This window comes from Streptosporangium sp. NPDC048886 (genome assembly GCF_055586905.1).
The window spans coordinates 248,403-262,323 of sequence record NZ_JBVJHH010000006.1 but is presented as its reverse complement, the minus strand read 5'-3'; the positions used below and the strand labels follow the sequence as shown (position 1 = coordinate 262,323).

Sequence of the window (13,921 nt, the reverse complement as noted above, 5' to 3'; positions counted from 1 at the left end):
GCGGCATGGAGATCCCGACTCTCCGGCGGGTGCGGGCGTCGATGTGAAGGCTCCTTGACGCGGTGCCGGTGGTGCGACATGCTCGGCTTCCGCCTCGGCGTCAAGGAGCCTTCACATGAGGTGGCAGCACGGAAGGGGCGGTCCGCCCGCGACGCGGTCACGGAGTGAACGGTGGCCGAACTGTTCCCGCTGAGTGAGACCGACCCCCGCCGGATCGGCGACCACCGCCTGAGCGCCGTCGCGGGAGAAGGCGGTCAGGGCGTGGTCTACCTGGGGCACTCCCCGTCGGGCGCCCGGGTCGCGATCAAGGTGCTGCACGCCCGGATGGCCCGCGACCCCGGCGTGCGCCGGCGTTTCCTGCGCGAGATCGACCTGGCCCGTAAGGTGGCGCCCTTCTGCACCGCCCGTGTGCTCGACACGGGCATGACCGGCGATCGCCCCTACGTGGTCAGCGAGTACGTGCCCGGCCCCTCCCTGCAGGACCTGGTCACCGGCGACGGGCCGCGCACCGGGGGCGGGCTGGAGCGCCTGGCGGTCACCACGCTCACCGCGCTGGCCGCCATCCACCGCGCCGGCATCGTGCACCGCGACTTCAAACCGGCCAACGTGGTGATGGGCCCCGAGGGTCCCGTCGTCATCGACTTCGGCATCGCCCAGGCCCTGGAACAGGTCACCACCCGCTCCGGCCCCGTCGGCACCCCCGCCTACATGGCCCCCGAACTGTTCGCCTCCCAGCCGGCCACCACGGCCTGCGACGTGTTCAGCTGGGCGGCCACCATGGTGTTCGCCGCCACCGGCCGCCGCGCCTTCCCCGGCGACGACGCCACGGCGGTGATCGGCGCCATCGTGCTGGGACAGGCCGACCTGAGCGGCGTGCCCGCCCCGCTGGACGACCTGCTGGCCGCCTGCCTGGACAAGGACCCCGCCGCACGCCCCACCCTCACCGCCATGCTGGGCGTCTTGACCGGCGAACACGCCACCCCCGTCCGGGCGGCACCCGCCGGGGCACCGGCGGCGGCCCCTGGCTCCGGAGACTCGACCGGTCACGTCGTCGCCCGTCCCCCCGACCCCGTGCCGCCACCGGCACACGGCGACCTCGACCAGCCGATGGCCCCCTCCCGCCGACCGCCCACGATGCCCGCCGGCCCGGCCCGGCGGCGCGTCCTGCTCTCCCTCGCGGCGGTGGGAGTCGTCGGCGGGGGCGCCGCGATCATCCGCACCCTGCAGCGGGAGACCCCCACGACGCAGCGGGAGACCCCCGCGACGGGGTCGCCGGCCGTGGGCCGATCCGGCCGGCCGGCATCCGCTCCCGCGACGCCTCATGCCCCGGCGCAGACCTCCACACCGTCGCCGAGCACGGCGCGACCGCCGTTCGGGACCCCGCTCAGCCCCCCGCTCACCGGGCACACCCGCGAGATCAGCGCCGTGGCGATCGCCGCCGTGGACGGCAGGACCGTCGCGATCTCCGGTACCAACTACGACTACACGCTGCGGATCTGGGACCTGGCGGCAGGCCGGCAGATCCGCAGGATCGGTATCTCCTACTCCGTCTGGACGCTGGCCACCGGCACGGTGAACGGCACGCCCGTCGCCGTCACCGGCGACAACGCGGGCAGCGGCGGAGACAAGGGGGGCGCGCTCAACGTATGGGACCTGACCTCGGGCAAGCAGATCGGCGAGCCGGTCACCGGTTACACCGACGCGGTCAGCACGCTCGCGCTGGGCACGATGAACGGCAACGCCATCGCCGTCTTCGGCTACGACGACCGCTACACGATGTGGGTCTACGACCTGACCGCGGGCCGCCGGATCGGCCGGCCCCTCACCGGTCACACCGACGCGGTGACGGGAGCGGCGATCCATGCGCTGGGGGACAGGACCGTCGCCGTCACCGGCAGTTATGACAGAACCCTGCGCGTGTGGGACCTGGCCACGGGGCAACGCGTCGGCCGCCCCCTCACCGGTCCCGACCCCGTCCAGTCGCTGGCGCTCGGCACCTTGGACGGCAGGGTCGTCGCCGTCACCGGCGGCGGCAGAAAGATCCGGGTATGGGACCTGGCCGCCGGTGAGCTGATAGGGCGGCCGCTCACCGGCCACACCGATTCCGTCAACTCGATGGCCTTCGGCACCCTGGAGGGACGGCCCATCGCCGTCTCCGGCGGCGCCTACGACCGCACCGTGCGGGTGTGGGACCTGGCCGCAGGACGTCAGATCGGCAGAGCCCTCGTCGGCGACACCGGGTGGGTCCACTCGGTGGCGGTCGGGACCCTGAACGGCGTGACCGTCGCCGTGGCCGGCGGCGACGACCGCAAAGTCCGGGCGTGGAGTCTGGGCGCGACATGAGTGGAGTCCGGGCGCGACATGAGTGGAGACGCCAGCCCCGCAGGTCGAGGACGGGATCGACACCCCGGCCGTTGAAGCCGCACACCCGTTGAGGACATCCGCCGAGGGTCCCCGCCGACCTGGCCCCGCCCGGCACGCGTCCGGCGACGGCCGCCGCGGCGGTCCTGCCGGGCGGTCCCCACGAGGCCGGCTCCGGCGGCTCGCCCGCCTTCGCGCCCGTGCTGAGCCCGCTCCAGGGCGAAGTGCTACGGCTGGTCGCCGCGGGCGCGTCCAACGGGCAGGTCGCCCGCCGGCTGTACTGACCCGTCAGGCGGTGGACTACCACCTGGTACGGCTGCGCGCCAGGCTCGGCGCCGAGAGCCGGTCGGCGCCGGCCGGGGGGCGTTCGTGCTGGGCCTGTCCGTGTCCGGCGTGTGGCCGCCGGTCCCGCACCCGCCCCTGGCCGGGGTGGGTGCGCTGGAGTGCGGTTACTGGACGCCGGGGAACTGAACGGACCATGATCTCCCGGCTCGCGGACTCCAACCGGCCGCCAACGCTCACGTGACGACGGCACCGGCGGACGTCAGCGGACATGGTGGTGCTCACGGTCGTGGTGCTCCTCGAGGGCGTCGAGCAGGTGTTCGGCGGAGGAGTCCGGAGGGGGCCGGTGAAACGGGAAGCTGACGGGCTCGCCGACGCACACCGCTCCGAGGGCGGCGAACACCGGCCGGAGCTGTTCGACGGCTCGCAGACCGCCTGAGGCCTGCCCGTAGCCAGGCCGCGGCGGTGGGGCCGAACCTGCCCTCCCGCACGCTGCCGATGACGATCGCCACTCGCATTCCGCCTCCTGCCGTCCTGTTGGTGGATTCCACTGTGTCGGTGGCCGCGCACGATCGGCTGGGGGTCGGCTGGAGATAGCTTTATCCGGTGCGATTTGGAGTGCTTGGTCCGCTTTCGGTGTGGACCGCCGACGGGACGCCCGTCCGGGTCCCCGAGTTGAAGGTCCGCGCGCTGCTCGCCGACCTGCTGGTGCACGAGGGGCGGCCGGTGTCGGCCGACCGGCTCCTGGACGATCTGTGGGGCGAGGAACTGCCGGGCAACCCCTCCAACACGCTGCAGACCAAGGTTTCCCAGCTACGCCGCGCGCTGGGTGACCGGGAGCTGGTGGCCTACCAGCCGACTGGATACTCGCTGGTCAGCGACTCGGTGGACGCCGTCGAGTTCGCCCGGCTGCTCGCCGGTGCGCTGGCGAGCGATGATCTGCGGGCGAGAGCCGACCTGTTGTCCGACGCGCTGGCACTGTGGCGCGGTCCCGCCTACGCCGACTTCCGCGACTCCTTCGCGCACGCCGCGGCCTCCCGCCTCGACGAGCAGCGCCTGACGGCGCTCGAAGAGCAGGCGGAGGTGCGGCTGGCGCTCGGCGAGCACAGCCGCCTGGCCGACGAGCTGGGAGAGCTGGTGGCGGCGCACCCCCTCAGGGAGCGGTTGCGGGCGGCTCATCTGCGCGCGCTGTACCGCGCCGGGCGGCAGGGCGAGGCCCTGGCCGGATACGCCGAGCTCCGTGCCCTGCTGGCCGACGAGCTGGGTCTCGATCCCAGCCCCGAGCTGGCCGCGCTCCACCAGGCGATCCTGGTGCAGGACCCGGCGCTGACGCCCGCGCCCGTGTCCTCCTCGACGAACCTTCCCGTGCAGGTCACCTCGCTCCTGGGCAGGGACGGGGCGGTGGCGGAGGTCCATGGCCTGATGGATTCCTCCCGGCTGGTCACGTTGACCGGTCCGGGCGGGGTGGGCAAGACCCGGCTGGCGCTGGCCGCCGCGTCCTCGCTCGCCTTCCCCGACGGCGTGTGGCTGGTGGAGCTGGCCGGGGCCACCGGGCAGGTGGCCGAACTGGTGGCCGCCGCGCTGGGCGTCCGGGACGAGACCTCCTCGCCTCCTCAGGTGCCGGTGTCCGACCTGGCGGACCGGTTGGCCGCCGCGCTGCGCGGGCAGCGGCTGCTGCTGATCCTCGACAACTGCGAGCACCTGGTCGAGGAGGCGGCCGCGCTGGTGGAGCTGCTGCTGCGGACGGCTCCGGCGGTGCGCGTGCTCGCCACCAGCCGGGAGTCGCTGGCCCTGCCCGGGGAGGCGCTCTTCGTGGTGCCGCCGCTCGACCAGGCGAGCGCGGTCGCGATGTTCGCCGACCGCTCGGGCACGTCGCTGGACGCGGAGAGCACCCTGTGGGCCGAGGCGATCTGCCGGCGGCTGGACGGACTGCCGCTGGCGTTGGAACTGGCGGCGGCGCGGGTGCGGGCGCTGGGCGTACAGGGGGTGGCCGAACGGCTCGACGACCGGTTCCGGCTGCTGGGGGGCGCGGGCCGGGGCCGGCCTGCCAGGCAGCAGACGCTACGAACGGTGATCGACTGGAGCTGGGAGCAACTCACCGAGCCGCAGCGGGCCGCGATGCTGGCGCTGGCGGTCCATCCGGGCGGGTGCACGCTGGAGGCGGCCGAGGCGGTCGGGGTCGAGCTCGACCTGCTCGACCAGCTCGTGAACAGATCGATGGTGACGGGCGCGCCCAGATACCGGCTGCTGGAGAGCGTGGCCGCCTACTGTCTGGAGCGGCTCGACCAGGACGATCCGGTGGTCGGGCTCAGGGACGCCTACTACACCGAGCTCGCCGTACGGGCCGCGCCTCACCTGTACGGCAGCGCCCAGCGGCGGTGGCTGTCGCGGCTGGACGAGGAGGTGCTCAATCTCAGGGCGGTGCTGGAATCGGCGGAGTCACCGCGATTGGTCGAGGCGCTGACCTGGTACTGGTATCTGCGGGGCAGGTATCAGGAGGGGTATCGGCACACCAAGGGGACGGCTTGGGGCTCCGGGTTCGCGCTGCTGGCCGGCGCCGGCCGTACCGGGGGGACGGAGTTCCCCGACGCGAGGTCACGCTGGTTCCTCGCCCACGCCTGCATGAACTTCGGGGACGTGAGCACGGCGGCCGGGTTGCTGGAGGAGGCGCTGGCACAGTTCAGGGCGCTGGACGATCGCTGGGGTGAGGCGGCGGCCCTGGCCGGCCGCGCCAAGCAGGCGATGTTCCAGGGCGACTTCGACCTGGCCGCGCGCAGTGGCGCCGAGAGCATGGCGATCTTCGGCGAGCTAGGGGACCGGTGGGGGCAGCTCCAGGCCTCCGACATGCTCGGCTACCTGGCCGAGGTCACCGGTGACTACGCGCGCGCCGGCCGGCTGCACCGCGAGGGGCTGCGGACCGCCGAGGACCTGCGGTTGTGGACGGACGCGTCCTACCGGCTGTCCAGCCTGGGGAGGATCGCCCTGCTGACCGGCGAGCTGGAGCGTTCGGCGGAGTTCCACGAGCAGGGGATGCGGCTGGCGGGCGAGCAGGCGAACAGGTTCGCCGAGGAGTTCGCCAGGGTGGGGCTCGGGCTGGTGGCCCGTCGATCGGGTGACCTCGACCGGGCGGAGGAGCTGTTGCTGGAGTCGCTGGCCTGGAACCGGCGGCTGAAGACGGAGTTCGGCGTGCCGTTCTACGGGGTGACGTTGATCCTGGCCGAGCTGGGGTTCATCGCCTCGGGGCGGGGGGAGGCGGCCGCCGCCCGTGCGCTGCATCTGGAGGGGCTGGCCGCCGCCCGCGAGGTCGGCGACCCGCGCTCGGTGGCGTTGGCGCAGGAGGGGCTGGCGGAGGTGGCGGCGCTGGAGGGCTCCTTCGAGGAGGCGGCCCGGCTGCTGGCGGAGGCGGCGGCGCTCAGGGAGTCGGTCGGCGCGCCCCTGCCGCCGTCCGAACGCGGCGATGTGGACCGCGTCCTTCAAATGATCGCTTCGGGCCCGTAGGCCGACCATCAGCCGATCGTGCGTGGCGGTCGGCACAGTGGGACGCATGAGAGCACTGATCTTCAACCCTGACCTGTCCTTCGGCGTCGTCCCCGACCCGGTTCCCTCGCCCTCGCAGGTGCTGATCCAGGTGTCGGCCGTCTCGCTCAACTACGGGGAGATCGCCTACCGGTCCGTGCGGCTCCGGCCCGACCACGTCTCGGGATGGGACGCGGCCGGGGTGGTCGTACGTGCCGCCGCCGACGGCTCGGGGCCCGCGGTGGGCACGCGTGTGGTGACGTTCGGCTGGTCGGGGGCGTGGGCCGAGTTGCGGGCCGTGGACACCGCCGAACTGGCCGTCGTCCCCGACGGCGTCGATCTCGCCCTGGCCGGCGCGCTGCCGGTCGCCGGGGTCACCGCGCTGCAGGCGGTGCGGCGGCTCGGCCCGCTGTCCGGGCGCAGGGTGCTGGTCACCGGGGCGTCAGGAGGCGTCGGCAGGTACGCGGTCCAGCTCGCCGCCCGTGCGGGAGCACACGTGATCGCCTCCGTCGGCGCTGCGGCGCGGGCCGAGGGACTGCGGGAGCTGGGCGCGGCCGAGATCGTGCTCGGACCCGCCGGCCTGCGCGAGCGAGTGTACGGCGTGCTGGACAACGTGGGCGGGCAGCAGCTGGCCGAGGCGTTCTACCGGTTGGAGGACGACGGCGTGATCCAGGCCATCGGGAAGGCGTCCAAGGAGCCCACAGTGATCGACTTCGAGGAGGCCAGGACACGGTCCCAGCGTGGGCGGATCGAGAACTTCAACGTCACCACTCCCTTCGGCGACGACCTCGCCCACCTCGTCGACCTCCTGTCCAGAGGCGAGCTGGACGCCCAGGTGGGCTGGCGCGGCCCATGGGAGCAGGCCATGGCCGCGGCGGACGCCCTCCTGACCCGCCGGGTCCAGGGCAAGGCCGTCCTCACCCTTCTCCGGACCGACTGAACGGGTTCACCCGGCGACGCCCGCCCCGCCGGACGCCTTCTGGGAGTCGTCGCACCCGGCCGTGGGCAGCTCGCCGCGTCCGGCCATGACCCGAAGACGGCCGCATAGCCGCCCGGCGAGCCGCTCGGGCAGACCTCGCCGGGACCAGCGCAGCAAGAAAGCGCAGGAAGAAGGCGTACACCGCCTCGTGCGGGGGGAAGTCGACCGGCAGGGCCCGCCACTCGATCCCGTACCTGGTCACGTAGTTGATCGCGGCCAGCCTCCCGTAGGTTATGGACCATCGGCCTGCCCATGGGCGCGACCGGCTCGACCATCACCGCTCGCGCCTCGCCTCCCAGCACCCTTCACTCGGCATCGGTCGGATCCGACGGATATGACGGCTCCCGGCCATGACATCGGCGCCTCGGTGAAGCACAACCACGGGCGCCCACGGACGCGGGCGTGCAAACAGACAACCACGGGCTCCTGGCCGCCGAGATGCGTAGACAACACCTCAGCCACCAGGAGCCCGCTCCTGCCCGCAGGCGCATTCGAGATGCCCTCGGCCAGGGCCTCCCGGGTCCCGGCCTGAGCGACCGGATTCATTGTCAGCAGGCTCTTACGCGCGATCGACAAGGCCCCTGCGAGTGACAAGGCTCCCGCGACCGAAGGTTCCGCTCATTCGGGGGACGTCACTCTCCCGGGATGTCGCCACACCGGCTGGTGCCGAAGAGGTGTCCCACGTGTCGCCGTCCGCCCGCCGTCGTTGTCCGCCCACCATTGCCATACCCACCGCCCCGACCTCTCGTCCCAGTCGTAGCCGTAGACGTAGTGATTGCCGGGTCTTCCTCGATGATGTGACCGAACCGGGTGGGAGCGCCGGCGCCGGCGGATCGGTCAGCAGGCGCCGATCCGGTCCACGGCGTCGATCCGCTTCCCGAAGTTGGTGTCGTAGGCCTTGGCGTAGTCGCCGGGATTGGCCCTGCGCTTCTCCCTGGGGTCCCAGTCGATGAAGCAGGCGGAGGCGTTGGCGTAGAAGGAGTAGACGTGGTCGTGCAGGTTGGAGGGCATGTCGCGGTAGCCGCTCGAAGGCGTCCACCGCCACGGGGTGCCGCTGAAGTTGCGGGAGCGCCAGAAGCAGACCTGGCCGCTCCCGCACTGCTCGGCGGCGCGCCTGAGCGCGGCGGCCTGCTCGGCCCGCCCGGTGGACGGTCCGGTCTCCGCCTGGGCCGCAACGGTGGGTCCCGTGCACAGGACGCCGACGGCCGCGGCGGCGAGGCATGCCTTCCGGATGTTCGATCTCACTGTGGATCCTCTGGTCGGGGGTCTGCTCTTGCCCGACCGATGCTTCCTCAGCCACCGTCATCACTTCAAGTGAGTATTCCGTTACTAAAAGTGATCGCGATGTGATCGCGTCGCCCGCCGGGGCCGTCGGCGGGCGACGGCCCCGGCGGGCGGTGGGGGGCGGCCCGTCCGCCCCCCACCGCGATCTCAGCGCCCCAGCGCGGCGAGCGCGGCCGCGGTCTCCGCGGGCTTGGAGAACATCGGCCAGTGGCCGGTGGGCACCGCGTCGAAGCTCCACTCCGGCCCGGCGAGCGCCGCGAAGAGCGGATGGCCGGCCGCGATCATCGCGTGGACCTGCTCCAGCGGGAACGAGCAGGCGATGAGCGTCTTGGGCAGCCCGTCCACGCCGCCCTTCAGCGTCAGCGGCTGGGTCATGGTGCCGTACGGCTGAGCCGCCGCGCGGGAGGCGAACCACTCGCGTTCGGCCTCGCCCAGCCCCTCCAGGCTCGCCCCGGCCTGCTCCTGCTCCTCCCAGGAGATCAGCGGATAGCCCGTCCCGCCCCCCTGCTCGGCGACCCGCGTCTCGATGAACGCCTTCCACTCGGGCTCGTTGAGGTCCATGAACGTCATGCCGTCGGCCGCCGGGCCGGAGTCGAGGTAGACGAGCCGGGCGACGCGCTCGGGGATCCGGTCGGCCGCGCCCGTGACCGCGGCGCTGGCGCCGCTGTGGCCGACGAGGATCACCTCGCGCAGGTCCGCGGAGACGATGGTGCCGACGATGTCCTGGATGTGCGTCTCCAGGTCGACCTCGGGGCCGGCCAGGTGCGCCCGGTCGCCGAGCCCGGTGAGGGTGACCGGACGGACGTCGTGGCCGGCCTCGCGCAGCGCCGGGACGACCTTCTCCCACGCCCATGCGCCGAGCCAGAAGCCGGGGACCAGAACATATGTGCTCATCGCGTTCTCTCCTCTTTCGATTGGTTTCAGGCTAGGATCGAATCCGGACAGAATCAGTCCTGATTTCTGGGGAATCTCCGATGACCGTCACCCGTGTGCTCGCGCTGCTGGAACTCCTGCAGGCCAGGCCGGGCCTGACCGGGCCCGAGCTCGCCGCCCGGCTGGAGGTGGACGAGCGCACGGTGCGCCGCTACGCGGTGCGGCTCTCCGAACTCGGGGTCCCGGTGGAGGCCGAGCGCGGGCGCCACGGCGGCTACCGGCTCCTGCCCGGCTACAAGCTGCCGCCGCTGATGCTCACCGACGACGAGGCCACCGCCGTGGTGCTGGGCCTGCTGGCCGGGCGGCGGACCGGCCTCGCGGTGGGGGAGACGGCGACCGAGAGCGCGCTGGCCAAGATCCAGCGGGTGCTGCCGCAGGCGCTGCGCGAGCGGGTCGCCGCGGTGTCGGCGACGCTGGAGCACACCCGGGAGCCGGCGCCCGCGAGCGCCCCGAAGGCCGGGCCGCTGCTCGCGCTCGCCGACGCCGTCCGGCGCGGGCAGACGGTACGGCTGGCCTACCGGTCCTGGCGGGGCGAGCCCTCCGAGCGCGACCTGGACCCCTACGGCATCGTCTTCCACTCCGGCCGCTGGTATGTCGCCGGGTTCGACCACGACAGCGGGGAGATGAGGACCTTCCGGGTGGACCGGGTGGCGAGCGCCGCGGGGACCGGGCGCTCCTTCGACGCCCCGGAGGGCTTCGACCCCGTCGCGCACGTGGTCGGATCGCTGTCGGCGGTGCCGTACCGGCACGAGGTGAAGGTGCTGCTGGCCACCACCATGGAGGAGGCGCGTGGGAGGATCCCCGCCTCGACGGCGACGCTGACCGAGACCGCCGACGGGATCCTGCTGGAGACCAGGGCCGAGCGGCTGGACGGGATGGCGCAGATGCTGGCCGGGCTCGGCTGGCCGTTCACCGTGATCACACCGGACGGGCTGCGCGGGGAGATCAGGGCGCTGGCCGGCCGGCTCAGCGAGGCGGCAGGCGCGGGACCGTGAGCCGTGGCCGGTCGGCCGGGTTGGGCGTGTGCGGGGGGTGGACGAGCAGGCGCCCGAGGGCCACCTCGATCGCCCTGTCGAGCTGGGTGTCCACGCCCCGGCCATAGTCCTGGGGGGTGATGTCCACCTCGATGTCGGGGTCGGTGCCGTAGTTCTCCACCCGCCAGCCCACGTCGTCGAAGGCGAAGGAGAACTCCGGCTGGGTGGTCACCGTGCCGTCGGCGAGCTGGTGCCGGGGCCAGATGCCGACCACCCCGCCCCAGGTGCGCTTGCCGATCAGCGGGCCCAGGCCCAGCAGTTTGAAGGTGTGGCTGAAGATGTCGCCGTCGGAGCCGGCCCACTCGTTGGTGATCGCGACCATCGGCCCCCGCGGCGACTCGTCGGGATAGGGCTCTGGCACGCCCCAGCGGGGGAAGTTGTAGCCGAGGCGGCGGCGGGCGAGCTTCTCCAGCAGCAGCGCCGACACGTGGCCGCCGCCGTTGAAACGGACGTCCACGATCAGGCCCTCGCGGTCGTACTCGGTGAGGAAGCCGCGGTGGAACTCGGAGTAGCCCTCCGGGCCCATGTCGGGGATGTGCAGGTAGCCGATCCGGCCGCCGCTGCGCTCGTGGCAGTGGGCCCGGTTGGCCTCCACCCAGTCGCGGTAGCGGCCCGGCTGCTCGTCGCCGATGGCCCTGACGTTGAAGGTCAGCCTGTCCTCCCCGCGCCCGACGGTGAGCTGGACCTCCTGGTCGGCCTGGTTGACCAGCCGCTCGTCAGGGCCGGCCAGGGGCCCGACCGGCTGGCCGTTGATGGCCAGCACGGTGTCGCCCGGCCGTACGTCCACCCCGAGGCGGTTGAGCGGCGAGGTGGCGCCGGGGTCCCAGCGGTCCCCGTTGACGATCCTGGCGATCCGGTAGCGGCCGTCCTCGAAGGACCAGTCGACGCCGAGCTTGCCCTGCCGGTAGTGCGGCCGGGACCGGTAGGCGCCGCCGCTCTCGTAGGCGTGGGAGGTGCCGAGCTCGCCGAGCAGCTCCCACAGCAGGTCGGAGAACTCCCCCCGGGTGGTGACCCGGTCCACCAGAGGGAGATAGCGCTGGTAGACGCCCTCCCAGTCGATCCCGGCCATGTCCTGGGTCCAGAAGTTCTCCCGCTGCAGCCGCCAGGCCTCGCGGAACATCTGCCGCCACTCGGCCTCCGGGCGGATGGACACCTTGACCCGTGACAGGTCGACCCATCCGCCGGCCCGGCCCGGCGTGTCGTCGTCCTCGGGCGCCTCGCCCGCCTTGATCACCCGTAGCCGCTTGCCCGACTGGTAGAGCAGGGTGGCGCCGTCGCGGCCGAGCTGGAACTCCGAGACGTCCCCGACCAGGGTCTCCTGCTTCTGGTCGGCGAAGTCGTAGACCTGCAGCGTGCCGTCGGAGGAGTCGGCGTAGTCGTCGCCGAGGCTGCCCTCGACGGGGAAGGTCAGGTAGACGGCCTTGCCCTTGATCCCGGCGATGCGGTCGTAGCGCCCCTCGGGGACGGGGAAGACGACGACGCGGTCCTGGATGCCCTCCAGGTCGATGACCACCTCGATCTCCTCCTCCTCCTCCTCGTCGTCGTCCTCGTCGTCGTCCTTGAGCGGCCGGGGCTCGGGGACGAAGGGGGAGCGGACATCGGCGCGGAGCCCGATGGCGTAGGGGCGGGAGCCGAGAGGGAAGCCCAGGTCGAACTGGAGCTCGTCGTAGACCGGGTTGAAGACCCGCTGGCCGATGAAGTAGAGGTAGTCGCCGCCCGGATCGAAGGCGGGGCAGGTGTCCCACAGCACCGGGCGGGTGGCGGTGAAGGTCTCGCCCGTCTCGGCCCGGCACAGCTTGACGGCCATGGTCTGCGCGGTCTCCCGGCAGGCGTAGGCGAGCCAGCGGCCGTCGGGCGACCAGGCGAGGTCCTCGATCGGGCCGAACCTGCTGGAGTCGATCACCGTGCTCCCGGCGCCGGCCGCCGTGCCAGCGGTGAGGTCGATCATGAGCAGTTCGTTGCGGTGGTTGGCAATCGCGACCCGGTCCTCCTTGGGGGAGACCTCCAGCGCGGTGACGCGCCCGGTGTCGAGATGGCCGAGGCCGACCGGCTCGGCGCCGCCGTCGGCGGTGAGCACGGCCAGCACCTCACGGTCGCCGTCGTCGCTGGCCGCCGCGATGAGCCGCTCGCCGTCGTTCAGCCAGGTCAGCAGGCGGTAGCGGACGCCGTAGGGCGCGCCGTGCTGGCGGACCGGGCCCTCCCAGGCGGCGAAGGAGAACGCCTTGCCCCGGGTGGTGATGGCCAGGCCGCTGCCGTCCGGGCTGAGTGTCGCGCTGTCGAGGAAGTCCTCGGCCGGGGCGAAGCGGCGGTTGCGCTGGGTGCGGGAGCTGCGCAGGCAGACCCCGATGTGGTGCGACTCCCCGTCCTCGACCAGGTAGAGCTCGGCCCCGGCGTGGTAGACCAGCCGGCGGCCGTCGCCGGAGAGGTTACGGGCGTAGTAGTCGGCGTGGTCGGAGTGCCTGCGCAGGTCGCCGCCGTCGGCGGTGCAGGAGTAGACGTTGCCGACGCCCTCGTGGTCGGAGATGAAGTAGACCCGGTCCCCGGCCCAGCAGGGCGAGGCCAGGTTGCCCGGCAGGGCGATGAGCCGCCGGAACCGCTCGGCGCCGATCCACAGGTCGCCCACGGTGCCGCCCCGGTAGCGCTTCCAGCGGGCGGGGTCGGCGGTGTTGCGGCCGAGCACGATCTGCGGGCCGTAGGAGATGGAGTTGGCCGGGCCGTACGGCAGGCGCTCGGGGATCCCGTCAGGCTGGACGCGGTGCAGCCACTTCTGGCCCTCGAAGGGCTGGGCCTCGTCGCTGGCGTACAGGATGGCGCCGTCGGGATCCCAGCCGGTGACGGTGGAACGGGCCCCGTGGTAGGTGACCCGCCGGGCCGCCCCACCGTCGGCGGGCATCACGTAGACCTCTTCCGGACCCTCCTCGCGTCCGGCGAAGGCGAGCTGGTCGCCGCGCGGGGAGAAGCGGGGGTAACCTGCCTCGGCCACCCCGGCGGTCAGCCGGAAGGCCCGCCCGCCGGTGGCGGGCACCATCCACAGATCGTCCTCGGCGGCGAAGACGACCGTCTCGCCGAGGATCGTCGGGAATCGCAGGTAGGCGGACATCGTGTCACTCCATGATCGGGTGACCGGGGGGCGTGCTCCGGTCGCCTGATCATGATTTCACGGTTGCGGGGACCCGGTCCGTTCCGGGCACCTTGACCGGTTTATGGGTTTTCGGAGCGTTTATCCTTACGTTTGGCCTGCTTGGCCGTACGTACCGCCTTGATCGCGGCCTTCTTCTGCTTGCCCGAGGCTTTGGCGGATTTCTTCTTGGCGTCTGCCACGGTCCCCCCAATTGCTAAGTCAGACAATAAGCCTGTTTATCCGTATCAGGGTGGTTAGTACCCTTTAAGGGATTAACCACCCGTCCTCCGCGACGGGTGAGCCGCACCGCCGGGCAGGCGGGAGCGGGGATGCCCGGGGGGACGAGGTGCGCTCAGAGCCTGGCTGGAATGCTTGTGACATGCGGATACGCGTCGTCGAAGCCGCCCGGGC

Annotated in this window: 8 protein-coding genes; 5 read left to right on the top strand and 3 right to left on the bottom strand. The window is 72.5% G+C overall.

Going from position 1 to position 13,921, the window contains the following annotated elements; all coding sequences use genetic code 11:
• The first annotated feature begins 171 nt into the window (after positions 1–171).
• The 4 genes from ACZ6R6_RS09890 to ACZ6R6_RS09875 all read left to right on the top strand — a co-directional run bounded on the left by ACZ6R6_RS09890 (position 172) and on the right by ACZ6R6_RS09875 (position 7,099).
• Positions 172–2,343 (top strand): WD40 repeat domain-containing serine/threonine protein kinase, encoded by a 2,172-nt coding sequence (locus ACZ6R6_RS09890; RefSeq protein WP_470091814.1) that lies wholly within the window; start codon positions 172–174, stop codon positions 2,341–2,343.
• 571 nt (positions 2,344–2,914) lie between these two features.
• The gene (locus tag ACZ6R6_RS09885; protein ID WP_470091812.1) at positions 2,915–3,082 is read left to right on the top strand and encodes a hypothetical protein; all 168 of its coding nucleotides are present in this window, start codon (positions 2,915–2,917) and stop codon (positions 3,080–3,082) included.
• A 167-nt stretch (positions 3,083–3,249) separates the two neighbouring features.
• Positions 3,250–6,141 carry an AfsR/SARP family transcriptional regulator gene (locus tag ACZ6R6_RS09880; protein ID WP_470091810.1) on the top strand — a complete coding sequence of 964 codons (2,892 nt, stop codon included), beginning with the start codon at positions 3,250–3,252 and terminating at the stop codon, positions 6,139–6,141.
• 46 nt (positions 6,142–6,187) lie between these two features.
• The gene (locus tag ACZ6R6_RS09875; protein WP_470091808.1) at positions 6,188–7,099 is read left to right on the top strand and encodes a zinc-binding dehydrogenase; all 912 of its coding nucleotides are present in this window, start codon (positions 6,188–6,190) and stop codon (positions 7,097–7,099) included.
• Positions 7,100–7,975: 876 nt separating this feature from the next.
• Here the strand turns inward: ACZ6R6_RS09875 and ACZ6R6_RS09870 are convergent.
• Positions 7,976–8,383, bottom strand: coding sequence for a peptidase inhibitor family I36 protein (locus tag ACZ6R6_RS09870; RefSeq protein WP_470091806.1), 408 nt, complete (start codon positions 8,381–8,383; stop codon positions 7,976–7,978).
• 186 nt (positions 8,384–8,569) lie between these two features.
• Positions 8,570–9,316 carry an alpha/beta hydrolase gene (locus tag ACZ6R6_RS09865; protein WP_470091804.1) on the bottom strand — a complete coding sequence of 249 codons (747 nt, stop codon included), beginning with the start codon at positions 9,314–9,316 and terminating at the stop codon, positions 8,570–8,572.
• Positions 9,317–9,396: 80 nt separating this feature from the next.
• On the opposite strand from ACZ6R6_RS09865, the gene ACZ6R6_RS09860 reads away from it, so the two are divergent.
• Positions 9,397–10,350, top strand: a complete 954-nt coding sequence (locus ACZ6R6_RS09860; RefSeq protein ID WP_470091802.1) for a helix-turn-helix transcriptional regulator — start codon at positions 9,397–9,399, stop codon at positions 10,348–10,350.
• Here ACZ6R6_RS09860 and ACZ6R6_RS09855 read toward each other — a convergent pair.
• Positions 10,322–13,489: a S41 family peptidase gene (locus ACZ6R6_RS09855; RefSeq protein WP_470091800.1), complete on the bottom strand. Its 3,168-nt coding sequence runs from the start codon at positions 13,487–13,489 to the stop codon at positions 10,322–10,324. The genes ACZ6R6_RS09860 and ACZ6R6_RS09855 overlap by 29 nt on opposite strands.
• Positions 13,490–13,921 lie beyond the last annotated feature (432 nt).

Excerpts from the sequence above, each read along its gene's own strand:
- ACZ6R6_RS09885 (WP_470091812.1), top strand. The coding sequence starts at position 2,915 with ATGGTGGTGCTCACGGTCGTGGTGCTCCTCGAGGGCGTCGAGCAGGTG.
- ACZ6R6_RS09875 (WP_470091808.1), top strand. The coding sequence starts at position 6,188 with ATGAGAGCACTGATCTTCAACCCTGACCTGTCCTTCGGCGTCGTCCCC.
- ACZ6R6_RS09865 (WP_470091804.1), bottom strand. The coding sequence starts at position 9,316 with ATGAGCACATATGTTCTGGTCCCCGGCTTCTGGCTCGGCGCATGGGCG.
- ACZ6R6_RS09860 (WP_470091802.1), top strand. The coding sequence starts at position 9,397 with ATGACCGTCACCCGTGTGCTCGCGCTGCTGGAACTCCTGCAGGCCAGG.
- ACZ6R6_RS09855 (WP_470091800.1), bottom strand. The coding sequence starts at position 13,489 with ATGTCCGCCTACCTGCGATTCCCGACGATCCTCGGCGAGACGGTCGTC.